19 protein-coding genes are annotated in these 22,942 nt (G+C 53.2%); 15 read left to right on the top strand and 4 right to left on the bottom strand.

Translation table 11 applies throughout. The features are described 5' to 3' along the window. Nucleotides 1-74: 74 nt before the first annotated feature. Nucleotides 75-1,136 (top strand): hypothetical protein, encoded by a 1,062-nt coding sequence (locus tag FFS57_RS08900; protein ID WP_137937434.1) that lies wholly within the window; start codon nucleotides 75-77, stop codon nucleotides 1,134-1,136. 62 nt (nucleotides 1,137-1,198) lie between these two features. Here FFS57_RS08900 and FFS57_RS08895 read toward each other — a convergent pair whose 3' ends face one another. Together FFS57_RS08895 and FFS57_RS08890 are read right to left on the bottom strand one after the other, a co-directional pair. After that, nucleotides 1,199-1,402: a 2-hydroxymuconate tautomerase family protein gene (locus FFS57_RS08895; protein WP_137937433.1), complete on the bottom strand. Its 204-nt coding sequence runs from the start codon at nucleotides 1,400-1,402 to the stop codon at nucleotides 1,199-1,201. Nucleotides 1,403-1,455: 53 nt separating this feature from the next. Further along, a complete protein-coding gene (locus tag FFS57_RS08890; RefSeq protein WP_137937432.1) occupies nucleotides 1,456-2,631 on the bottom strand; it encodes a YbfB/YjiJ family MFS transporter in 1,176 nt (391 codons plus the stop codon). Between the two features lie 100 nt (nucleotides 2,632-2,731). On the opposite strand from FFS57_RS08890, the gene FFS57_RS08885 reads away from it, so the two are divergent. Both FFS57_RS08885 and FFS57_RS08880 read left to right on the top strand, forming a co-directional pair. Then, nucleotides 2,732-3,655 carry a LysR family transcriptional regulator gene (locus tag FFS57_RS08885; protein WP_137937431.1) on the top strand — a complete coding sequence of 308 codons (924 nt, stop codon included), beginning with the start codon at nucleotides 2,732-2,734 and terminating at the stop codon, nucleotides 3,653-3,655. 193 nt (nucleotides 3,656-3,848) lie between these two features. Continuing rightward, a complete protein-coding gene (locus FFS57_RS08880) occupies nucleotides 3,849-4,337 on the top strand; it encodes a phasin family protein (RefSeq protein WP_171013775.1) in 489 nt (162 codons plus the stop codon). A gap of 136 nt (nucleotides 4,338-4,473) precedes the next feature. Here the strand turns inward: FFS57_RS08880 and FFS57_RS08875 are convergent, their stop codons facing one another. Next, nucleotides 4,474-5,193, bottom strand: coding sequence for a substrate-binding periplasmic protein (locus FFS57_RS08875; protein ID WP_137937429.1), 720 nt, complete (start codon nucleotides 5,191-5,193; stop codon nucleotides 4,474-4,476). 139 nt (nucleotides 5,194-5,332) lie between these two features. Between FFS57_RS08875 and FFS57_RS08870 the strand changes: the two genes are divergently transcribed. Then, nucleotides 5,333-5,980 (top strand): TetR/AcrR family transcriptional regulator, encoded by a 648-nt coding sequence (locus FFS57_RS08870; protein WP_137937428.1) that lies wholly within the window; start codon nucleotides 5,333-5,335, stop codon nucleotides 5,978-5,980. A 47-nt stretch (nucleotides 5,981-6,027) separates the two neighbouring features. Here the strand turns inward: FFS57_RS08870 and FFS57_RS08865 are convergent, their stop codons facing one another. Continuing rightward, complete coding sequence (locus FFS57_RS08865) at nucleotides 6,028-10,776, bottom strand: NAD-glutamate dehydrogenase (RefSeq protein WP_137937427.1); 4,749 nt, start codon at nucleotides 10,774-10,776, stop codon at nucleotides 6,028-6,030. Nucleotides 10,777-11,235: 459 nt separating this feature from the next. On the opposite strand from FFS57_RS08865, the gene aotJ reads away from it, so the two are divergent. The 11 genes from aotJ to FFS57_RS08810 all read left to right on the top strand — a co-directional run bounded on the left by aotJ (nucleotide 11,236) and on the right by FFS57_RS08810 (nucleotide 22,901). Next, nucleotides 11,236-12,015, top strand: a complete 780-nt coding sequence (gene aotJ / locus FFS57_RS08860) for an L-arginine-binding protein AotJ (protein ID WP_137937426.1) — start codon at nucleotides 11,236-11,238, stop codon at nucleotides 12,013-12,015. A 173-nt stretch (nucleotides 12,016-12,188) separates the two neighbouring features. After that, the gene (locus tag FFS57_RS08855) at nucleotides 12,189-12,908 is read left to right on the top strand and encodes an ABC transporter permease (RefSeq protein WP_137937425.1); all 720 of its coding nucleotides are present in this window, start codon (nucleotides 12,189-12,191) and stop codon (nucleotides 12,906-12,908) included. Beyond that, nucleotides 12,908-13,597 carry an ABC transporter permease gene (locus FFS57_RS08850; protein ID WP_137937424.1) on the top strand — a complete coding sequence of 230 codons (690 nt, stop codon included), beginning with the start codon at nucleotides 12,908-12,910 and terminating at the stop codon, nucleotides 13,595-13,597. Before FFS57_RS08855 ends, FFS57_RS08850 begins: the two co-directional genes overlap by 1 nt. Before the next feature lie 82 nt (nucleotides 13,598-13,679). Beyond that, nucleotides 13,680-14,798: a succinylglutamate desuccinylase/aspartoacylase family protein gene (locus FFS57_RS08845; protein WP_137937423.1), complete on the top strand. Its 1,119-nt coding sequence runs from the start codon at nucleotides 13,680-13,682 to the stop codon at nucleotides 14,796-14,798. 21 nt (nucleotides 14,799-14,819) lie between these two features. Continuing rightward, a complete protein-coding gene (locus tag FFS57_RS08840; RefSeq protein ID WP_137937422.1) occupies nucleotides 14,820-15,686 on the top strand; it encodes an ABC transporter ATP-binding protein in 867 nt (288 codons plus the stop codon). Between the two features lie 190 nt (nucleotides 15,687-15,876). Continuing rightward, entirely contained in the window at nucleotides 15,877-16,860 is a 984-nt protein-coding gene (locus FFS57_RS08835; RefSeq protein ID WP_137937421.1) for a GlxA family transcriptional regulator, read from the top strand. 115 nt (nucleotides 16,861-16,975) lie between these two features. After that, entirely contained in the window at nucleotides 16,976-18,187 is a 1,212-nt protein-coding gene (locus FFS57_RS08830; protein WP_137937420.1) for an aspartate aminotransferase family protein, read from the top strand. Nucleotides 18,188-18,246: 59 nt separating this feature from the next. Further along, nucleotides 18,247-19,266, top strand: a complete 1,020-nt coding sequence (gene aruF, locus FFS57_RS08825) for an arginine/ornithine succinyltransferase subunit alpha (RefSeq protein ID WP_137937419.1) — start codon at nucleotides 18,247-18,249, stop codon at nucleotides 19,264-19,266. 76 nt (nucleotides 19,267-19,342) lie between these two features. After that, nucleotides 19,343-20,362, top strand: coding sequence for an arginine N-succinyltransferase (gene astA / locus FFS57_RS08820; protein WP_137937418.1), 1,020 nt, complete (start codon nucleotides 19,343-19,345; stop codon nucleotides 20,360-20,362). Nucleotides 20,363-20,364: 2 nt separating this feature from the next. After that, nucleotides 20,365-21,828: a succinylglutamate-semialdehyde dehydrogenase gene (gene astD / locus FFS57_RS08815; protein WP_137937417.1), complete on the top strand. Its 1,464-nt coding sequence runs from the start codon at nucleotides 20,365-20,367 to the stop codon at nucleotides 21,826-21,828. 272 nt (nucleotides 21,829-22,100) lie between these two features. Further along, nucleotides 22,101-22,901, top strand: a complete 801-nt coding sequence (locus tag FFS57_RS08810) for a transporter substrate-binding domain-containing protein (protein WP_137937416.1) — start codon at nucleotides 22,101-22,103, stop codon at nucleotides 22,899-22,901. Nucleotides 22,902-22,942 lie beyond the last annotated feature (41 nt).

The raw sequence follows: 22,942 nt of genomic DNA, 5'->3' as shown, positions 1-22,942 counted from the left end.
GGTTGACTTCGGTCGGCTTGTTAGATGTGACTGCCTATTCTGTTTGGGCTTTTTAACTTTTTTGATTATTTCCCATGTCCATATGTCTTTTCCGTGTTGGTTTGTTCATTGGCAGCTTGTTTGTCTCTTCGATCGTTAAAGCTGAGGATGTGCGCATTGATCAAAATGAAGCGCAACTCTTACTCAAGCAATGGGTTGTCACACAACGCTATTACCCCGTGCAGCCTAATTGCCTGCAGATCAGGAACATGAGGTTGAAGAACATGGGCTATGCCGTGGCGTTGTGGGCAAGTGGGTGTCGTGAAATGGATAAATGGCTAGGTGACTGGCGTATCGATGGTAATACCGGTGAGTTGTATGTCATGGAGGAAGCTGGGAAGTATGCCAGGCCAAAGCAGTCTGGAAAGTGGGCATCGGTTGTACTGCGTGAACAACGCGTGGTCATGGTCGATGGGGGGGCTGAAATCTGGCAACTGCAGTGGCGGCAATCGCCCAAGCCTTATTGTTCGACTGATAGTGTCGATACGTGGCAGACGTGTCCTTGCCATGGCTATGCGTTTGGACAATCCGGCAAGCTTGATTTGGTACGCTTGCGTCATGGGCAGGCAGAAGAGCGGCTGCCGCTGGGCTTTCTATTCTCGGAGGGTGCCGGTACAGAAGGGGAATCCATGTTACCGAGATGGCCGGTGATGAAAGGTGACCGTGATGTTGAGGATATTGGACGTATCGAGAAACAGGTGAAGAACCGCCCGCCAGTTGGTGTCATGAACATGGGAGACTATGACCACAATGGTCAGGCAACCGAGTTCGTGCTTCAGATTGGTGCTGAACCCTGTGGCCATACCCAGGCAGTCGCTGTTGGTGTCAGTTCGAAACGCAATCAATTGCACGCATTCGGCACGGTGGCACATCCCGATCAGCCTCTGGTGTTTGAACGGCGCTCAGATTGGGAGAAATTGCGCGAAAGCAATGGACAGGTAGCCTTGGTGCAATATCCTTGTGGGGATCATGGTGGGGAGCAGGAAACCGAGATTCGCCTTCAGGTTGATCAGCAAGGCCTGCATGCCACCAGTGTTACCTACGATTGCTCGAACAATTTCAGGCGTGGGAAAGTGATATCGAAAACCAAATTCTAAATGGATGGAGTAGGGGGCCGGGCAGGCCCCGAAATTCATCTGCCTATCCGGTCAGCAGCGGATCAGCACCCGCTTCTGCGCCGTACGGTCACGCTTTCCCCGCCGATTCCCCAATTATCTGTGCCCACTTCGTCAATCACCACTACCGTGGTGTTCGGGTTCTTGTCCAGCACATCAACCAGCAGTTGGGTGACACCTTTGATCAGTGCTGCCTTCTGTTCGGGCGTGGTGCCTTCACGGGTGATTTTGATATTGACATAAGGCATGGATGACTCCTGTAGTGATTGATTGGCAGTTGCCACAAAATTGGGCAAATAGGTCAAGAAAGTTGCCGGGTAAACAGGCGTTGCTTCGCTTGATTAAATTCGGCTTTGATCAGCAGTAAGGCGCCTGCGCCCAGACTGAGTGCGGCGATGATCAGTGACAGCTCCATTCCATCGGGGCGGTTGGTCAGGCTCGCGGTAATCAGTGGGCCAATGATTTGGGCGAGACCGTAGATGGAGGTTAACAACCCAACCGTACGGCTGCCACCATGAGGGTCGTGACGGCGGGCCATTGCCATAGCCATGACCACGATGCCAAGAAAGGTACCACCTAGTAACATGGCACTGAGCAGGGCACCAGCCAAGCCACCTATCCATACCGGTGCGATGACGCCTATTGCCTGCAATGCATAGGCCAGAAGCAGGGCACGCAATTCGCCAATCCGCTGCATCAGCCAACTCCAGCAAACGCTGGAGGGAATTGCAGCAATACCGACAATGATCCAGCTAAGTGCTGCGACGTGTTCCAACCCTGGTGTGGCACGGATAATGGCGGGCAAAAATGTGGCGCTCACAATATATCCAAGCCCAGCACAGCCATAGCCCATCGCAACCCAGATCAGATTGGTGCCGGCACGCGGGTGAGGTTGGTTGTGAGCGCTGGATGGGGTATTGGGTTCGTGCAATTGCCATGCTGGCCAAAGTACCAGGCAGCATGCCACTCCAGATAGCCACCAGCCAAGTTGCCAATTGCCTTGTAACAGTGGCAATACACTGATGACCAGGCCGGATAGCACAATCCCTGCTCCTACGCCGGCATAGAGCAAGCCGCTCAGCGCAACCCGGCCAGCTTTCGCCATATGCCCGAAGACAAAGGCAGAGGCATAGACAAACACAAGACCATTGCTAATACCCGACAGCAGCCGCAAGATTGCCCAGCTTTCCCACTGTTGTGTCAGTGGCATGGCAAAAGTCGTCAATAGGTTTACCAGCAGAGCGCCACGCAGCCAAGGCTCGCGCTGACCGTGATAAAACACGGTAAACAATGCGCCGATCAGATAGCCGACATAATTGCTTGAGGCGATCCAGCCAGCCTGCTGCAAGCTCAGGCCATCTTCTACCATCAAGGGCAAAAGCGGTGTATAGGCGAAGCGCCCGATGCCATGGACGATCATTACTGCGGCAATGCCACCAAGCAAGATGCGGGAAAGAGAGGGTTGAGAATGAGACATTGTCGTTGTGATTCAAAGAATGTCGATTCAGCATAGCTCGATTTCATTATCATGAAAAACGAATAATAATGATTAAAATCATCATAAATGGAGATGGATAATGGACGTGGTCAGTTTGAAAATCTTTCGAACCGTGGCCGAAGAGGGGGGAGTCACCCGTGCCGCAGAAAAGTTGCACTATGTGCAATCCAATGTGACGGCACGGATCAAGCAACTGGAAGATGAATTGGGCGTGGCGCTGTTCTATCGTCGTAACCGTAGAATGCAGATTACGCCAGCTGGAGAAGTCTTGCTGCAATACGCTGACCGCATCATTCGAATGACTGACGAGGCTCGTGCGGCAGTGACCGATACAGGTACGCCACGAGGTTCGCTGACACTCGGTACCATGGAGACGACAGCTGCCTCGCGCTTGCCTAAAGTGTTGCCGCAATATCATGCCCGGTTTCCTGATGTGGAATTGAACCTGGAGACAGGCACCACGCGTGAGTTGATGGGTGCTGTGTTGGCGAAGAAGTTACCTGCCGCTTTGGTGGCAGCGCCGTTGTCGCATCCGGATTTGACTCAAGAGGTAGTGTTTGACGAGGAGCTGGTATTGATCACCAGCCCAGTCTATGGTGCGTTGCCAAATAGTGCACAAATGAGCGAGACCGCTGTATTGGTCTTCCGCCAGGGATGCATGTATCGCAGCTATCTAGAACGGTGGTTGGATCACATCGGGGCGAGTCCACGCCGTAGCATGGATTTCGGTTCGTTTGACGCCATCATGGGCTGTGTGGCAGCAGGGATGGGCATTTCGATGATGCCCCTATCGCTGGTCAAGCAGCATCGACTACGCGATTCGATTTGTGTTCATCACCTGCCAGCCACATTTTCTCGCGCCCCCACGTTGTTGATCTATCGAAACGATGTTGTGATGACTGCTGCCATGCGAGCATTTCGTGAACTGCTACTGGATCAGGTGGGCAAGCCGTTTGAGCAGATGGATGCCGGGCAGATAGTCCTGCCGGCTTTGTTGCCATGATGTGGGAAACCTGGTCTTGGTAAATATTGATGGCCGTGGAGACACGCCAGTCTGTTTGATTCAGATCAAGTTCTGACGCGGTGATTAGTGTGCCCCCTCTAATTTTTTTCCCTAGACTGTCATCAAGATGTCAGGAAGACGTTGCAGCGAACGTGGCGTCAAGGTGAAAACGAAGATCAGAGAGGAGTCTGTCATGGCTGTGGTTAAACAATTGAAATCCATTGCTTCCAACGTCACAGAGAACGAGTTGGTGAAAGGTACGCGGGATTCCGCGCAGCAAATCTGGTTGGCCGGTTTGGGTGCTTTTGCCAAGGCACAATCTACGGGCAACAAGGTCTTTGAAGAGCTGGTGAAGGAGGGCGAAGCCCTGCAAGCCAAGACTCAGAAGGCGGTTGGCAAGCAGGTATCTAAAGGTACGTCCAAAGCCACCGAGACCTGGGACAAGTTGGAGCAGGTGTTTCAGGATCGCGTTGCAGGTGTGGTCTCCCGCTTGGGGGTACCCAGCCGTAAGGAAGTAGCCGAGCTGACTGCTCGTGTGGAAGAGCTGACCAAATTGCTGGAAAAGGCGATTGCTGCCGAAAAGAAGGCGGCCGGTGTGGTAAAGAAGGCTTCGATTGAGTCGAAGGAAAGTGTCAAGGACACGACGTTGACAGCGACTGAGCTGGAAGTTGCCGTGCAGTAAGTCGCTTGAAGGGCTCTGCAGCAATATGATGAGTTGTACGGTGTTAGACCCTGTTGTCGATTGATGAAGAAGCAGTACACCCCTTCCTCGCGCCCGCCTATGGCGGGCTTTTTTTGGCCGGAAGGTTGCGACAGTATTACTTCTCTCGGGCTGCTCGACGGAACAGTTCAATGATTTCGGGTGGTGTTGTTTTATTGAAGGCGGCGTATAGCGCACTATCCAGCTTATCCAACAGCAGCAGCCGTTTGACAATCGTTCCATCCTGATCCAGCGATTTCAGTTTGGATGCTAGTCCAATTTCAGTCGATATAATCAGATCGCAGCGCCCATGGATGAACTTTTTGACATTGAGTGTACTGTCTGTCGCGAAATCAAGGCGGGTAAAGCCTTCGGCTTCCAGGTATTCTTGACGGTAGTCGTTGGATACCACGCAAATAGAGTACTTGCGTGCATCTTCCAATTGATTCAACTGTATATCTTCTCGATGCTTCAGTTTGTAGAAATACACGTAGGAATCAATGATTTTGAAAGTGAAGTCGAAATATTTTAGACGTTCCACGGTTTTGGCCATTGGGAAGATCATGACGCCTGGATTGTTGCGTGCCTCCTTTAATGCTCTAGACCAGGGCACACTTTGAATGATGTCCGGTGATAGTTGCAGCTCCTCCAGAACCTGCAGCATTTTGTCAACGGTGGTGCCGCCTATCAGCTGACCTTGTTTGTCCACCACCACATAAGGTGGATCGTTGGCTGTATAGATTCTGACATCTTGCATTGATATGTCGGCACGGGCCGGGTATGCCAGCAAGATCAGCATGATCGCGCAAAAACCAGCAGGATGCAGGTGGTCAGACATGGCGGCATGGATTTATGGCAATGGCTTGATTTTAAGTATGTATGTGGATCGGCATGGAAGCAAACCTCTATAAATGGTATGGCGGCGAAGGGCATGTGGCGTACATGATGTCGTGTCGGTCGCATGGTGAGTGGTGACTATGGAAGCCAAACCCAAACGTCGTACCAAGGAGCGGATTCTTGAGCTGAGTCTGTCGCGTTTCAATGCAGTTGGGGAATCCAATGTCACTGCCACTGAGATTGGTGAACTATTGAGTATCAGCCCGGGTAACCTTTACTACCATTTCAAAAACAAAGAGGCGATTGTCGAAGCCTTGTTCGAGTTGTTTCGTCATGAAGTACATGAGGAATTGGTGTTAGAGGAAGGGCGAGCTGCTACGTTGGAAGATCTGTGGTTATACCTGCATTTGCTGTTTCAATTGGCCTGGAAATTCCGGTTTCTGTACCGTGACCCGGTAAATGTGGTGTCCCGGTATCCTGGCGTAGCCAGCCGCTTCAAGCAGGTTATCGGCCTACAGGCCCGGTCGGTGGCCGGTATTCTGAGTTCGCTGGCAATGCGAGGAGAATTGAGGGCAACCCGCCATCAAATCCAGACCATGGCGGTCAATATGATGGTGATCGCGAGTCAGTGGTTGTCGTTTGAGTATGTCCGGCATCCGCGCCAAGACTTGGGAAGCGATGTGATGGCAAATGGTGTGTTTCAGGCGATGTCACTGGTATCGCCGTTGCTCAGTGCCGAGCAGCAGCTGGCATTTGATCACTTGGCGGCGCCATATTTATCGCAGTAATGACAAAGCGGGCCAAGGCCCGCTTTGATTGGAGAAGAGAAACCAGCTTACGCGAAGCGGATACGTAGTTCACGTAATGCTGCTGACAGCATGGTGATGTCGGTACGCTTCTCGCTCATCAACTCACCGAGCAGGGCACGGGCACCATTGATGCCTTCCTGCTTGGCGGTCAGCCAGTTATCGACATTGCCCAGCTTCAACACGCGCTCGACCAAGGCTCGTTGCTCTCGGTACAGTTCATCGCGCAATGACATACGGGCTAGGGTTTGCCAACGTGATTCACGCGGCAAGGCGTCAATATTGGCTCGCAACCATGTCAGGGATAATAGCTCGTCAATACGGAAGTAGCTGACGGCGACCTCATCGACACTGCTGCCAGCCTGCTTGGCCAGCAGTACAACATCCAGTAACGCAACCACTGCATCCAAGTAACCCAGACGCTTGGCCAGATCGGACGGAATACCGTTTTGTTCGAAGCCGTGTACCAGTTTGCTCAGATCGTCACGATAACCCAGCCATTGCGATGCTTGAGCCAATGCTGCCTGGAAGTCGATACGGATGGTTTCCAGTGTGCTGCTCAGGTTCGGATTGCCCATGCGCTCACGCAACACCCAGCGGGTCAGACGTTCGAGTTGCTTGCGCAGCTCCAGATGTAGTGCATGTTGTGCACTGGCCGTGGCCTTGCCATCCAGTGCTTCAATATCCTGCCAGAAGCGCTCCGCATTCAGCAGGCGGCAGGCGTCACGCCAAGCCAGAACGATGTCGGCGCTGCTGGCATCAGTCTCTTCACGCAGGCGGACAACAAATGTACAACCCATGCGGTTGACGGTTTCGTTGATCACGTGGTTGGCGATGATTTCGCGTTTCAGCGCGTGGCTCTTCATTGCATCAGGGAAGCGTTCGCCCAATACTTTCGGGAAGTATTCGAACAGCAACTGATCCATACCTTGGGCGTCTGGCAACGTGCTGGCCAGCAGGTCCTGATACAGATCGATCTTCGAGTAGGCCAGTAATACAGCCAGCTCCGGCTTGGTAATGCCCTGACCCTTGGCGCGTCGTTCTGCCAGGATATCGTCGTTCGGTAGGTACTCCAGGCGACGGGATAACTTACCAGCCTTTTCCAGGTTGTGCATCAATCGGATATGGGCGGGCAACAGCGACATTGACTGTTCTGCTTCCAGGCTGATCGCCTGAGTCTGCAGATAGTTGTTACGCAGTACCAGTTGCCCAACTTCATCGGTCATTTCTGCCAGCAGCTGATTACGTTGTTTCAGGGTCATGTCGCCCGCTTGCATCAACCCGGTCAGCAGAATCTTGATGTTGACTTCATGATCAGAGCAATCCACGCCACCAGAATTGTCGATCGCATCGGTGTAGATACGACCGCCATTCAAGGCATACTCAACACGACCTAGCTGTGTGCAACCCAGGTTACCGCCTTCACCCACCATCTTGCAGCGTAACTCACCACCGTTGACGCGAATCGGATCATTGGCGCGGTCGGCGGCTTCTGCATGGGTCTGGGTACTGCATTTCACATAGGTACCGATGCCACCGTTATACAGCAGGTCAACTGGTGCCTTGAGGATGGCATTCATCAGTTCGGCCGGCGTCATGGTGTCAACTTCAACCTGCAGCATGGCCTTCACTTGTGGTGACAGCGGAATGGTCTTGGCGGAACGGGAGAAGATGCCACCACCTTCCGAAATCACGTCCCTGTTGTAGTCTTCCCAGCTGGAACGGGGCAGCACGAACATACGCTGGCGCTCCTTGAAACTGAGCGCGACATCCGGATTTGGATCCAGGAAGATGTGCATATGGTTGAAGGCTGCCACCAATTTGATGAACGGGCTGTTCAACATGCCGTTACCGAACACGTCACCTGCCATATCGCCAATACCGGCTACAGTGAACACTTCTTGCTGGGTATCCACGCCCATTTCACGGAACTGGCGCTTGACCGATTCCCACGCGCCACGGGCGGTAATGCCCATCTTCTTGTGGTCATATCCTGCGGAGCCACCGGATGCAAAGGCATCGTCCAGCCAGAAGCCATATTCCTGCGACACGCTGTTGGCAATGTCGGAGAAGGTGGCGGTACCTTTGTCAGCTGCCACCACCAGATAGGGGTCGTCCTGATCGCGGCGCACCACGTTCAACGGCGGTACGACTTTACCTTCCTTCAGGTTGTCGGTGACATCCAGCAGGCCACGGATAAAGGTCTTGTAGCATTCCACGCCTTCCACCTGAACTGCATCGCGATCCATGCCTGGCACCATCTGCTTGCAGACAAAACCACCTTTTGAGCCAACCGGCACGATGACGGTGTTTTTCACCATCTGCGCTTTCACCAGGCCCAGTACTTCGGTACGGAAGTCTTCCTTGCGATCCGACCAACGCAGACCACCACGGGCCACTTTGCCACCACGCAAGTGGACACCTTCGACACGTGGTGAATAAACCCAGATTTCAAACATGGGCACCGGCTGCGGCATGTTCGGGATGTCACGCGGGGACAGCTTGAATGAAATGTAAGGCTTTTGCTGGCCATCGACAGCAGGCTGGAAGAAATTGGTACGTAGGGTGGCTTTGATCACATTGAACAGGCCAGACAGGATGCGTTCGTCATCCACACTGTCGACCTTCTGCAGCGCATCCTTCAGCTCGACAAACTGTGTGTCGATATCATGTTTGCCAGTCTGTGCTGGTTCAAACATGGCATTGAACAAGCCGGCCAGACGCTTCGCCAGATCTGCATGGCGTGCTAGCGTGTCAGCCAGCGTTTCGATGGTGTAATTGAAACCGATTTGGCGCAAATACTTGGAGTAAGCACGCAGCACAACTACTTCGCGCCATTGCAAACCGGCCAGCAGAACCAGGCGGTTGAACGGGTCGTTTTCTGCCAAACCTGTGAAGGTCGCAGCAAAAGCATGTTGGAACGCGCGGCGCGCATCGCTGTCATGTAACAGGCCGGTTTGCGGCATGCGCAGACCGATGTCGGTGATTGATACCGTGCGTCCGTCATCCAGCAGCAGTTTGTAAGGGCGCTCATCGGTCACGCGCACGCCCAGGTTTTCCAGCAGTGGCAAACTATCCGAGAGCTCTATGGGTTGAGAGCGATACAGTTTCAGTCGGATCAGGCTGGTATCGGATGGGTTCGGTGCTGACAGGGCCAGCTCCAGCGGATGACCTGCCAGGCAGGACTCGATACGGTCGATATCAACGACAGCATTGCGGGCATTGAAATCAGCCAGATAAGCGGCCGGGAAACTGTTCTGGTAACGGCGAAGCAGGGCATTGCCACGCTCTTCACCTGCGTGTTGCAAAAGGTTGTCGCGCAGATCGTCAGCCCAGCGGCGGGAAGCGGCAACAATTTGAGCTTCTACATCTGCTGCATCGTAGTTAAGCTGCGCACCCGTCGGAATGCGAACGATGAAGTGAATGCGTGCCAGCGCAGCTTCTGACAGCATGACGTTGAATTCTGCACTGACGCCATTAAAGGCATTCAGCAGAATCTGCTGCATCTTGATACGGACATCCGTGTTGTAGGTATCGCGTGGCAGATAAACCAGTGCGGATACATAACGACGGAAAATGTCTTCGCGAATGAACACGCGTACACGTGAACGTTCCTGTAGGTTGACCACGCCTAGTGCGATCTGGAACAGTGTTTCCTCGCTGGCTTCGATCAATTCGTCGCGTGGGTAGGTTTCCAGTACGTTCAGCAGGGCTTTAGCCTTGTGGCTGTTCGGCAGCAAGCCACTCATCTTCATCACGGCGTCAATCTTGTCGGACAGCAATGGAATCTGATGTGGTGGCGTATTGTATGCAGCAGCCGTATACAGACCAAGGAATCGGTATTCACCCACGGCGTTGCCGGCAGCGTCAAAGCGGCGGAGGGCAATCACATCCAGATAGCCGGAGCGATGCACGGTAGAACGGGAGTTGGACTTGGTCAGCACCATCAACTGCTTGGCACGCGGGTGCTTCGGATCCCGCAGCTCAAGCGGCAATGCCTTGAAGCTGGCCGAGAGGGTCTTTTCGCCTGCCTCGCGCAACATACCCAGGCCGGATTCGTTGACGATCTTCAGTTGTGGACCCTTGTCATCACTGGTCAGCTCGTATTCACGGAAGCCCAGGAATACAAAATGTTCGTCCCGCAACCAAGTCAGGTAATCGGCAGCCTGTGCGGCTTCGCTATTGCCTTTGGGTAGGCTGTCAACCACGGCTTCCAACCTGGTTGCCATGGTAGGCCAGTCTTCAACGCAGGCACGCAGCTGGGTCAATGCGGTTTCCAGTGCGGCATGGATCTCTTCCAGCTGACCACGCCCGCTGATGCGGTCGATCTCGACATGCATCCAGGATTCGGCACGCGTATCTGCCGCATCGAAACCGCTCAACTGACCTTTACCATCGCGGTTCACATCAAAAATTGGATGGATGATCAGATGGATGTTGAGGCCCAGGCGTTGCAAAGTCAGACTGACGGTGTCCACCAGAAATGGCATATCGTCATTGATGATTTCGACGACGGTATGAGAGGTCTGCCAATTGTCTTCGTTGAAGCTGGGGTTGTAGACGCGCAGCTTCAGCTCACCTGCCGGGCGCTTGGCGCCGAACTGGTAATGCGCCAGCGCTGCACCATACCAGTCAAGCGCTTCACGGCTTTCCAGGTCTTCAGTGGCGACAAGGCGGTAGTACTGTTCGAGAAAACTCGTCAGTCCGGGGGCAGCATTGCCATTACCGGCAGCACAAATCTGGTCGAGTAGCTTGGTTGCGACGATATCGCTTTGCATGTGGGGGTCTCCTCCTCAGAAGCTGTCCCAAAGCCGCTGCAGTGACTTGACTTGTGATCAAGCCATTCAACGGTTTTGGGGCAGCCACTGGCGCCGGCGAACATTTCAGCATAGCTAAATACGACTATCACTCAAGTGTCATGCCTTTTTTTATTCTGGCGCATTCTAACGAAACGCTGATCTAGCGGATTTCCCTAATGCGACAGCTTTGTACATTGGCTCGACGCTTGGATGCCTGCACATGGAACCAATCATTTTCGCATGTTTCGGTGGTTCGGTTGATACTGTGTAATCGGTCATATGGCGATATAACAACATGTCGCTTTCAAGAAATGTGTCGATCAGTCGGGTGGTTACAATCTTTTCGACTCATCGCGTAATCCATAACCAATAAAGCGGTGGGGTGAAGGATGGATGCGGCTTGTGGTATGCTGGCCGGTTTGATACGAGGAGTACAATATGCAGAAACGTGCGCTCATTGCTGCGCTACTCATGTCTGCTTTGGCGGCGACCGCCCAGGCAAAAGAATGGAAAACCATCCGTATTGGTCTGGAAGCGGCTTACAAGCCCTTCACCTACAAGACCCCCGATGGTAAGTTGGCCGGTTTCGATGTTGATATCGCCAATGCCCTGTGTGCACAGATGAAGGCCAAGTGTACCTTTGTCGAGCAAGACTGGGATGGCATCATCCCTGCGTTGAACGCCCGCAAATTCGACGCCATCATTTCCTCCATGTCGATCACCGAAGAACGCAAGCGCGCGGTGGAGTTCTCCGAGAAGTATTATCACACCCCCTCCCGTTTGATCGCCAAGAACGACAAAAAACTGGCCGGTACACCGGAAAGCATGAAGGGTAAAAAGATCGGCGTATTGCGTGGCTCCACTCAAGAGCAATATGCAGCCGATATCTATGGCCGTGCAGGTGCACAAGTTGTTCCCTACGGCTCGCAGAACGAGGTGTTTCTGGACCTGAAATCGGGCCGCATCGATACCACCCTGGTGGATAGCGTAGTAGGTAAGGTCGATTTCATGGATACACCAGCTGGCAAGGATTATGGTTTTGTCGGACCGGTACTGGATGATCCGAAATACATCGGCTTTGGCGCGGCGGTTGCCGTACGCAAGGCGGATGCCGATCTGCGTGACCAATTCACGGCAGCCATCAAGGCCATTCGAAGTAATGGTGTCTACAAGCAGGTTCAAGGCAAGTACTTCGATTTCGACGTTTATGGCAAATAGCGCCTGATCAGTGGTGACGGGTGGACATGTGCCCCCCGATGCCGTGATCGGATATCGTCTCGTCAACGGCGATTGCCATGTGTGGAATTGCTGTTTTCGATATTTGTCTCCTTGAGTGTCGCACGGGCCGGTTGGTTCGGGCCTGTGCGTCTTTTTGGCAGGAGCGTCAGAACATGCTTGGCGAATACCTCCCCAGCATTCTCGACGGTGCGTGGGTCACACTGAAAATTGCTTTCGGTTCGTTGATCGTCGCTACCATTCTTGGTTTGATCGGCGCAGCAGCCAAGCTGGCATCTAATCGTTTCATCGCTTGGTGGGGCGAGGCCTATTCCACATTAATTCGTGGTGTACCTGATCTGGTGTTGATGTTACTGCTGTTCTTTGGCGGACAGATCATCATCAATGACCTTGTGACCTACTTCAATGATTGGATGGTTGAGCGGGGCTCGGACTATGCGTTGGATTTTGTCGACGTTGATCCATTTCTTGCGGGTATGTTGACCATAGGATTCATTTTTGGGGCATATCTGTCGGAAACCTTTCGTGGAGCCATCATGGCAGTACCCAAGGGGCAGTCGGAAGCCGGTGTGGCTTTTGGTATGAGCCGCAGTCGGGTGTTTTTCCGTATCGTGGTGCCACAGATGATCCGCTTTGCGATCCCCAGCTTCTCCAACAACTGGCTGGTTCTACTGAAGACTACGGCACTGGTATCGGTCATTGGTCTGCAGGATATGATGAAGCGCGCCGATGCTGCTGGTAAGGCTACCCAGCAACCGTTTACTTTCTTCCTGTTTGTGGCAGGAATGTATCTGTTGTTTACCACGGTTTCCATCCTGGTCCTGCGTTGGGTGGAAAAACGGTATTCGGCTGGTGTGCGGACCGGGGAGTTGTGATGCAATTTGACGTGATCTGGGCCAATATTGGTCTTTACGGCAGTGGCATTCTAACGACCTTGCAGCTGTTGGTTTTGTCGCTGTTGTTTGGATTGTTGTTGTCAGTGCCGCTGGCTGTGCTGCGTGTGGCCAGCAAGTGGGCCGGTGGGGTAGTGTGGCTATATACCTACGTGATTCGTGGTACACCGATGTTGGTCCAGTTGTATTTGATCTATTACGGCGTGGCACAATTTGAGTTGGTGCGTGACAGTTGGGCTTGGGAGTATTTGCAGAGCGCCAGCTTTTGCGCCTGTCTGGCCTTCATCATTAACACCAGTGCCTATACCACCGAGATGCTGGTTGGTGCTATCAAGGCTACTCATCATGGTGAAGTGGAAGCAGCCAAGGCCATGGGTATGAGTCGCGCACTGATGTTCCGGCGGATTCTGTTGCCATCGGCTTTACGCCGTGCCTTGCCGGCCTACAGCAATGAGGTGATCATGATGCTGCATGGTACGTCGCTTGCATCCATCGTGACGTTGATGGATATCACTGGTGCGGCGCGCAAGATCTATTCGCAGTACTACCTGCCGTTTGAAGCATTCATCGCGGCAGGTGTGATTTATTTGTGTTTTACCTTTCTGATCGTGAAGTTGTTCAAGAAAGCGGAAGGACGCTGGCTGGCCCATATGCAGCCACGCAAAGCCTGACCGGGATCATGGCCCGCCTTGGGTGGCGGGCTCCAGCGCATTGGCGTTGTTCCGGCTGGCAGTTACCGGAGGCGGATTCGATATGAACATACAACATCATTTACTGATTTCACCCAGCATTGGTACCCAGCGCAGTTTGCGTAGTCTGCATTACGGTGCATCAGGGATGGGTGAGAAGATTTACCTGCAGGCCAGCCTGCATGCGGATGAATTGCCGGGCATGCTGGTATTGCATCATTTACGGCCTTTGCTCGATCGTGCTGAAGCGGCTGGTAAAATCAAGGGCGAGATCGTCTTGGTGCCCTATGCCAATCCGATCGGCTTGTCACAATCCCTGTTGCATGACCAGATGGGGCGTTTTGAATTCACCACTGGCGAAAATTTCAACCGCTACTACACCGATTTTGCGCCGCTGATTCAAGCGAAGCTGGCTGAGGCGTTCACGCAGGATGCCAAGCACAATACCAGTGTGATCCGTGCGGCAATGCGAGAGGTGTTGGCGCAAGCCAAACCGTTGACTGAGCTGGAATCGTTGCGTCATACCTTGATGTCTTTGGCCTTCGATGCTGACGTGGTGCTTGACTTGCATTGCGATACGGAAGCGGTGCTGCATCTTTATACCGGCACACCACTATGGGCACAGTGCGAGCCGTTGGCACGCTATTTGGGTGCCCATGCCACGTTGCTGGCGACAGAGTCTGGGGGGCAGCCATTTGATGAAGCCTGTGCGCAAACTTGGTGGAAATTGGCTGATTATTTCAGGGATCGCTTCCCAATTGAAATGGCGTGCTTATCCGTCACGGTCGAACTACGTGGCGAGCAGGATGTGACGCATGAATTGGCAGCGCAAGATGCTGCCAGCTTGTATGCCTTTCTGTGTCATCGCGGAGTGGTTGATGAACCTGCGCCGGCCTTGCCGCCCTTGTTGCATGCGGCCTCACCATTGGCGGGGTCGGATTCATTGACTGCGCCGATTGCCGGTGCTGTGGCATTCCACAAGCAGGTCGGGGATGTGGTAGCCAAAGGAGACGCGGTGTTCGACGTGATCGATCCATTACTGGATCGCATAGCCACCGTGACCAGCAATACAGCGGGTGTGCTGTACGCCCGCGAGAACCGCCGCTACGCGACGGCCGGCATGTGCATGGCCAAAGTGGCGGGTAGTGTGCCGTTCAAGACAGGTAATCTGTTGAGCGCATAAGTTTTCTGGAGTGAGACAACCATGTTTTTGAATGCGGAAAAGTCGGGCTTGCCGATAGATGCACAATCCGGTGGCACCTCGCCTGCTAAATCAGATGCAAACCATGTTGCGGCAGATGTGGCGGTATACAAGTTGCAGGTGGAAGACTTGCACAAGTGCTATGGTAGCCATGAAGTGCTGAAAGGTGTATCGCTGGCGGCACGTGCGGGCGACGTGATCAGCATTATTGGCTCGAGTGGTTCGGGAAAAAGTACCTTTCTGCGTTGTATCAACCTGTTGGAGCGCCCGCATAGCGGCCGTATCCTGGTTACAGGGGAAGAGCTGAAGCTGGCGAAGGCGAAAGATGGCATGCTGAATGCGGTGGATGCCAAGCAATTGCAGCGTACCCGGTCACGATTGGCAATGGTGTTCCAGCACTTCAACCTTTGGGCACATATGACGGTGTTGGAAAACATCATTGAAGCGCCAATCCACGTGTTGGGTGTCAGCAAGGAAGAAGCGATCAGTCGAGCCCGTAAGTATCTGGACAAGGTTGGCCTGAAACAGGTCGAGGACAAATACCCTGCACACATGTCGGGGGGGCAACAACAGCGTGTGGCCATTGCCCGTGCCTTGGCGATGGAGCCGGAAGTCATGTTGTTTGACGAACCAACTTCAGCGCTGGACCCGGAATTGGTCGGTGAAGTATTGCGCGTGATGCAACAATTGGCCCAGGAAGGTCGCACCATGGTGGTGGTTACGCATGAGATGGCATTTGCCCGTGAGGTATCCAATCATGTCATCTTCCTGCATCAAGGTCGAATTGAAGAGCAAGGCGATCCCAAGCAAGTGTTGGTGTCACCGCAGAGTGAACGGCTGCGTCAATTTCTGTCGGGCAGTCTAAAATAAGGTTCAGGCGGCCGGCACATAGCCGGCCTTTAATTATCCAGGTTACAACCATATCATGCCTTTGCCAGTCTGCATTCCAGCATGCTTGCACAGTATTTTGCCGGATCGGCAGCAATGTGTGCTATCCAATGACCAGATTGAGAATCCAGGCGCTGTTGGTACAGTGCCATAGATTTCAAGTGATGTATTCATGTTTGAGTTGAGCGATCAGGTACCGGTTCGACGTGTACAGCTATTGCTGTTGTCTGGTTATGCACTGCATGAGCTGGCTTTGGTGCGGGCGGCATTGATCGGTGCCAATCGATTGGCCGGCAGGGAGATCTTTCAGATTTCGCTTGCCACGTTGGATGTTGCGCCGGTAAAGGATGAAGCGGGTCTGTCATTGACGGTGCCACAATTACAACCACAATTGGCCTCGGATCTGGTTTTTGTGTTGACAGGGGCATTGCGTCCGGCACGGCGGGTAATTGAGCTGCTCAATCGTGACGCCATGTTGGTGGGTATTGGCTGGGGCGTATTCTGGCTGGCCCAGGCAGGGTTGATGAATGGCTACAAGGTCAGCGTGCACTGGCAGCAGGCTGAACATTATCTCGAACAATTCCCACAAACCGCTATCAGCAGCAATCTGTTCGAACTGGATCGGAATCGCTTCAGTTGCGGTGGCGGTATGGCTGCATTGGATCTGACGTTAGCCATCATCGCGCGGTTGGCGGGTAACGAGCTGGCAGGCGCGGTGTCGGAAAGCTTGATGAATGAGCGGATGCGCAGCGGTGAGGAGCGTCAGCGTATCCCATTGCAAAATCAATTGGGCTCTGGTGTGCAACCAAAGTTGGTCAAGGCAGTCAGCTTGATGGAGAGTAATCTGGAGGAACCATTGACTACCGATGAAATTGCCGATCGGGTCTGTGTTTCGCGCCGGCAGCTGGAACGCCTGTTCAAGCAGCACCTCAACAGCGTACCTTCGCAGTATTATCTGGATTTGCGGCTGCAGCGGGCTCGGCAGTTATTGTTACAGACCAGCAAATCGATCATTCAGATTGGCCTGTCGTGTGGCTTTTCGTCCGGGCCGCATTTTTCCAGTAGCTATCGCAATCATTTTGGTACCACACCACGTGAAGACCGCCTGCGTCATCAGCCCGGGCGACGGTCTACATCGGTTGGTGATGAAACTTGAAAGCCGGTTTTCGGCAGCCCGATGTAATTAGTTGTCGCATGCATTAAATGATGCCTGGCAGGCGTCGCCTACAATGACCAGCATCAAACGTAACGTTTGGATAAGGAAACAGGAAATGACTCAGCAGGTTCAACGCGCCGATTTTGATCGTGTAATGGTTCCCAACTATGCGCCCGCCGCTTTTGTGCCGGTACGAGGCCAGGGCTCCCGGGTATGGGATCAGGAAGGCAAGGAATACGTCGATTTTGCCGGCGGTATCGCCGTCAATAGCCTGGGTCATGCACATCCTGCCCTGGTGGCCGCGCTGACCGAGCAAGCCAACAAACTGTGGCATGTATCCAATTCGTTGACCAACGAGCCGGCTTTGCGTCTGGCCAGTAAGCTGGTCGAAAAAACCTTCGCCGACAAGGTGTTCTTCTGCAACTCCGGCGGCGAGGCCAATGAAGCGGCATTCAAGCTGGCGCGTCGTTATGCAATCGAAAAATTCGGTCCGGAAAAGGTTGAAATCATTGCATTCGACAATGCTTTCCATGGCCGGACATTCTTTACCGTCTCTGTTGGTGGGCAGCCCAAGTATTCCGACGGTTTTGGCCCCAAGCCAGGTGGCATCGTCCATCTGCCATTCAACGACCTAGGTGCATTGGCCAAACACATTTCTGATAAGACTTGCGCGGTTGTGATGGAGCCTGTGCAAGGTGAAGGTGGTATTACACCCGCGACCAAGGCCTTCATTGAAGGCGCCCGTGCTCTGTGTGACAAACACAACGCGTTGTTGGTATTTGATGAGGTGCAAAGCGGCAATGGTCGTATCGGCACGTTGTATGCTTATGAGGAATTCGGAGTCACACCGGATATCCTGACCACGGCTAAGGGTCTGGGCGGCGGTTTCCCGATTGGTGCAATGCTGACAACTGCTGAGATTGCCAAGTATTTGGCAGTGGGCACGCATGGTTCCACCTACGGCGGTAACCCACTGGGTTGCGCTGTGGCCGAAGCGGCGCTGGATATCATCAGTAAGCCGGAAACGCTGGCGGCAGTGAAAGCCAAGCATGAACGCTTCAGAAGTCGTTTGAATGAGATCAATGCGAAATATGGCTGCTTCACTGAGATCCGTGGTATGGGCCTGTTGGTGGGTGCTGCGTTGGTACCTGCTTTCGCTGGCAAGGCCAAGGAGTTCATGACGGCTAGCGCCAAGGAAGGTGTCATGATCCTGCAAGCGGGTCCCGACGTGATCCGTTTTGCGCCATCGCTGGTGATTCCGGATGCGGATATCGATGAGGGTCTGAACCGTTTCGAACGTGCCGTTGCGGCTGTCGTCGGCAAGTAAATTTCTGTTGTCTGGCTGAGCAGCGCTGTGCGCTGCCCGCCCTGTCTGTTGAGAGAGCCATGCTCGTTTTTCGCCCTAGTCGTCTGGCTGACCTACCCGCAATCGAGAAAATCGCCGCCAAAAGTCCGGTCGGCGTGACTTCGTTGCCGGATAACCGTGAACGCCTGTATGCCAAAATTGAAGCCTCGGTCAAATCTATGGAGGCGGAAGTTAACGGCAATGGTGAAGAGAGCTATTTCTTCGTATTGGAAGACACCTGCACTGGTGAGTTGGTGGGTACGTCCGGGATTGTTGCATCGGCAGGTTATCAAGAGCCGTTCTACAACTATCGCAATGAGACACTGATCCATGCCTCGCGTGAACTGGGTGTGCATAGCAAGATTCATGTGTTGTCGCTTTGTCACGATCTGACTGGCAACACGTTGTTGACGTCGTTTTATATCGATGAACCTTATCAGTACACGGAATGGTCCGATCTACTGTCGCGTGCGCGGTTGCTGATGATTGCAGCCCACCCGCAACGATTTGGTGATGCGGTGGTGTCTGAGATGGTGGGCCTGAGTGACGATCATGGCAATTCTCCATTCTGGGATGGGGTTGGACGCTTGTTCTTCGATATCGATTATGCCCAGGCGGAATTGTATTGTGGTATCAAGGGTCGTTCCTTTATTGCCGAGCTGCTGCCACAACATCCGATTTATGTCCCCTTGCTACCGGAGTCCGCGCAGGAAGCCATCGGACAGGTTCATCCGACAGCCATGTTGCCGTTCGAGATATTGATCAACGAGGGGTTTGAAACTGAACGCTACGTCGATATTTTTGATGGCGGCTGCGTTGTGCAGGCTCGTACAGCCAATATACGGACCATTGCTGAACATCGTCGCTACAAGACGGAAATTGGACTTGTCGCGGAAGATGCCCCGACTTACCTGATTGCCAACCGCAAGTTGGCTGACTATAGGGCCACGGTAGGGGCGGTGCTGGTGGATGAGCCAAGCGGTAAGGTGCGGCTGAGCTTGGCGCTGGCGACCGCATTGAATGTAGCTGAAGGCGACCCAATACAGATCTGCCCGTTGTAAGCGGCTTTCGCCCTAATGTGCTGGCGGATTGCTGCCATGGTCTGTTTCCGATTTCATTAGACTTGACGAGATGCCGATGTTTGTTCGTTCCATTGCTTCTTCTGATCTTGATTCGCTGCTTGAGCTGGCGCGCTCTACAGGTGTAGGCGTCACGACGCTACCTGCCAATGAAGAACGTCTGGCACGGCGTATCAATGTATCGGAACGTTCGGTTGCTGGTTCGGCATCCCAGTCGGATGCCAATTACCTGTTCGTACTGCAAGACCCATCGGGATGCGTAGTGGGTACGTCGGCAGTTGCTGCTGCAGTTGGGTTGGATGAGCCCTGGTACAACTACCGTGTTGGTTTGTCGGTACATGCCTCACGTGAGCTGGGGGTGTATCGCCGGCTGCAGACCTTGTTCCTGACCAACGACCTGACTGGCGTGGCTGAACTGTGCTCGTTGTTTCTACATGCGGATTTCCGGCATTCAAACAATGGCGCGTTGCTGTCCAAGTCACGCTTCCTGTTTCTTGCAGATTTTCCAGAGCGTTTTGCCAGCAAAGTGATTGCGGAAATGCGTGGCGTGTCGGATGAGAGTGGGCACTCACCATTCTGGGAAAGCCTCGGACGCCATTTTTTCAAGATGGATTTCTCACAGGCAGACTATCTGTCTGGAATCGGTAATAAGTCTTTCATCGCGGAATTGATGCCACAGCACCCGGTGTATGTGGATTTTCTGAGCGAAGCTGCACGCGAGGTAATTGGTCAGGTTCATGAGAAGACCCGCCCGGCGTTGTCGATGCTACAGGGAGAGGGGTTTAGCTATCAGGGCTATGTCGATATTTTTGATGCTGGTCCAACTGTGGAGTGTGCATTGAATCAGATTCGTGCAGTACGTGACTCCAAAGTGGTGACGGCATTGCCTCATCAGGTACAAGCCAACGAACGGGCTTATCTGGTATCCAACCGCAAACTGCATGATTTCCGCGTCTGCCTAGTACACAGTCGGATGATCCCGGAAGGGTTGCCAATCAGCAATGAAGTCTTGTCCAAACTTAATCTGGTCGCGGGCGATACCGTGCGTGCCGTGCCCTTATCCGCAAGAGAGGAATAACCATGTCGACCCAATTGATTGCTGGCCAATGGCTATCAGGGGCCGGTGCGCCATTTCAAAGCCGTAATCCGGTTACCCAACAGGTGGTGTTTGACGGTCAGGCGGCCAGCGCAGAACAGGTGGATGCTGCTGTCAAAGGAGCTCGTATGGCATTCAGGGCGTGGCGCGATGCAGGTCTGGACGCCCGTATTGCGGTGATCAAGCGTTTTGCCGAGCTGTTGGGTGAGCATAAGGCTGAACTGGCGAATGCGATTGGCCTGGAAACCGGTAAACCGCGCTGGGAAGCCTTGACTGAAGTGCAAACCATGATCGGCAAGGTGGATATCTCGATCAAGTCCTATCAGGAACGCACCGGCGAAAAATCCAGCGAGATGGGTGATGCAATGGCCGTTCTGCGTCACCGTCCACATGGCGTGGTGGCGGTGTTCGGCCCATACAATTTCCCTGGGCATTTGCCAAACGGGCATATCGTTCCTGCATTGATTGCTGGCAACTGCGTTATTTTCAAGCCATCGGAGCTGACACCGAAAGTCGCAGAAATCACCCTGAAATTATGGCAACAGGCTGGTATCCCCGCTGGAGTCATCAGCTTGGTACAAGGGGAGAAGGATACGGGCGTAGTGCTGGCTAATCACTCAGATATCGACGGGCTGTTCTTTACGGGCAGTTCGAATACCGGCCATCTGTTGCATAAGTCTTTTGCTGGCCATCCCGACAAGATTCTGGCGTTGGAGATGGGTGGCAACAATCCATTGATCGTGCAGGATGTGACCAATACCGATGCAGCCATTCACCACGTGATCCAGTCTGCCTTCATTAGTGCTGGCCAGCGTTGTACGTGTGCCCGGCGTTTGCTGTTGCCTAACAGTGCTGCGGGTGATGCATTCCTGCAACGTTTGGTTGCTGTCACCCAACAGTTGAAAGTAGGGCGCTGGGACGATGCCGAGCAACCATTCATGGGTTCGGTGATTTCACTTGCAGCTGCGGACAACCTGTTGAAAGCGCAGCAGGCTTTGATCGAAAAGGGGGGCAAGGTGGTATTGGAAATGCGTTGTCTGGAAGCAGGCACTGCATTGTTGAGCCCTGGCATCATCGATGTAACAGCGATTGCAGATCTGCCGGACGAAGAGCATTTTGGCCCCATGCTGCAAGTACAACGTTACGATCAGTTTGACGATGCCCTCGTGCTGGCGAATCGTACGGCCTACGGTCTGGCTGCGGGTTTGCTGTCGGACAGCAAGGATCTGTATGAGCGGTTCTGGCGTGAAGTCCGTGCTGGTATTGTCAACTGGAACAAGCCTTTGACCGGGGCCAGCAGTGCAGCACCATTCGGCGGGGTGGGCAAGAGTGGCAATCATCGTAGTAGCGCTTATTATGCTGCGGACTATTGTGCTTATCCGGTAGCGGGTTTGGAAGCAGCATCGCTTGTCTTACCGGCTCAATTGAGCCCCGGCATGACGCTTTAAACACGATTCCGGCCAGGTAGATGATCAATTGATGAGACTTGATTTGTTGCAGTGCATGATTGATGGATTGATACGTACATCGCAGTGAATTCGACAAGTGATTGAAGTAACAGTATTAAGTTTGTATGTGGTTGATTTCTTGGTTTTCGGTAATGTTGTGAAGCGAGATGTTGCAACTGTTTTTTCAGATTTCGGATTACTTTTATCAAGTTGATGGCATCTGAGTATTATGAGATTCTTATGTTCCTTGCTTGTTAAAGCGGAGCATAACAATGAAACCACTTGGATGGATGGTATTGGGTTGTCTGGTATCGGTTGGTCATGCAGTAGCAGCCGACGACTGGGACAAAATCCAGGAAAAGAAGCAATTGATCGTTGGTGTGCGTGACAGCTCACCACCGTTTGGATTCTTCGACAAATCCAAAGGCAGCGTGTCTGGATATGACATCGAATTTGCGCAGCTGGTGGCAAAAAAGCTGAATCTGACGCCGGTCTTCAAGACCGTTGATCCAGCTGATCGATTGCCAGCCTTGAAAGATGGCCGTGTCGATGTGCTATTTGCGACCTTCGCCAAAACCAAGGATCGCGAGAAGGAGGTCGACTACAGCCTGGGTTATTTTGTATCGACCCAGAAGATCGCTTCCAGGAAGGGCAAGTTCAAGGACTTGCTGCAATTGGACAACATGACGGTCTGTGTGCCAAAGGGCACCACCAATGCCAAGTATTTGCAGGATCTGTCCCAGAAGGTGCAGATCAAGCAGATGGAAGATTATGCGGAAGTGTTCAAGGCACTGAGCGAAGGTAGATGTGAATATGCCTCTGGCCCTGAACCGACCCTATTGGGCAACCTGAGCAAGATGTCCAATAAGACGGAATTTGAAGTGCCTGATGTGCCGTTGGCTGCTGAGGTATACGCAGTCGGCATGCGTAAAGGGCAAAAGCGTTTGCAGCAACATGTCAATGATGCATTGATGGATGCAGAGAAAACTGGCGAGGCCGCCAAGGTTTTTGAAAACTGGTTTGGCCCCAAATCTCCTGTCCCTTTGATGCGTACCTTTAAAATTACGCAGTGACGGTGCTTGGCCGTCGATTGCGCTTGAAACCGAGGTTTGAA

This window comes from Chitinivorax sp. B (assembly GCF_005503445.1).
Taxonomy (GTDB): domain Bacteria; phylum Pseudomonadota; class Gammaproteobacteria; order Burkholderiales; family SCOH01; genus Chitinivorax.
The sequence above is the reverse complement of the archived record's forward strand: the minus strand, read 5'-3'. Positions and strand labels throughout refer to the sequence as shown.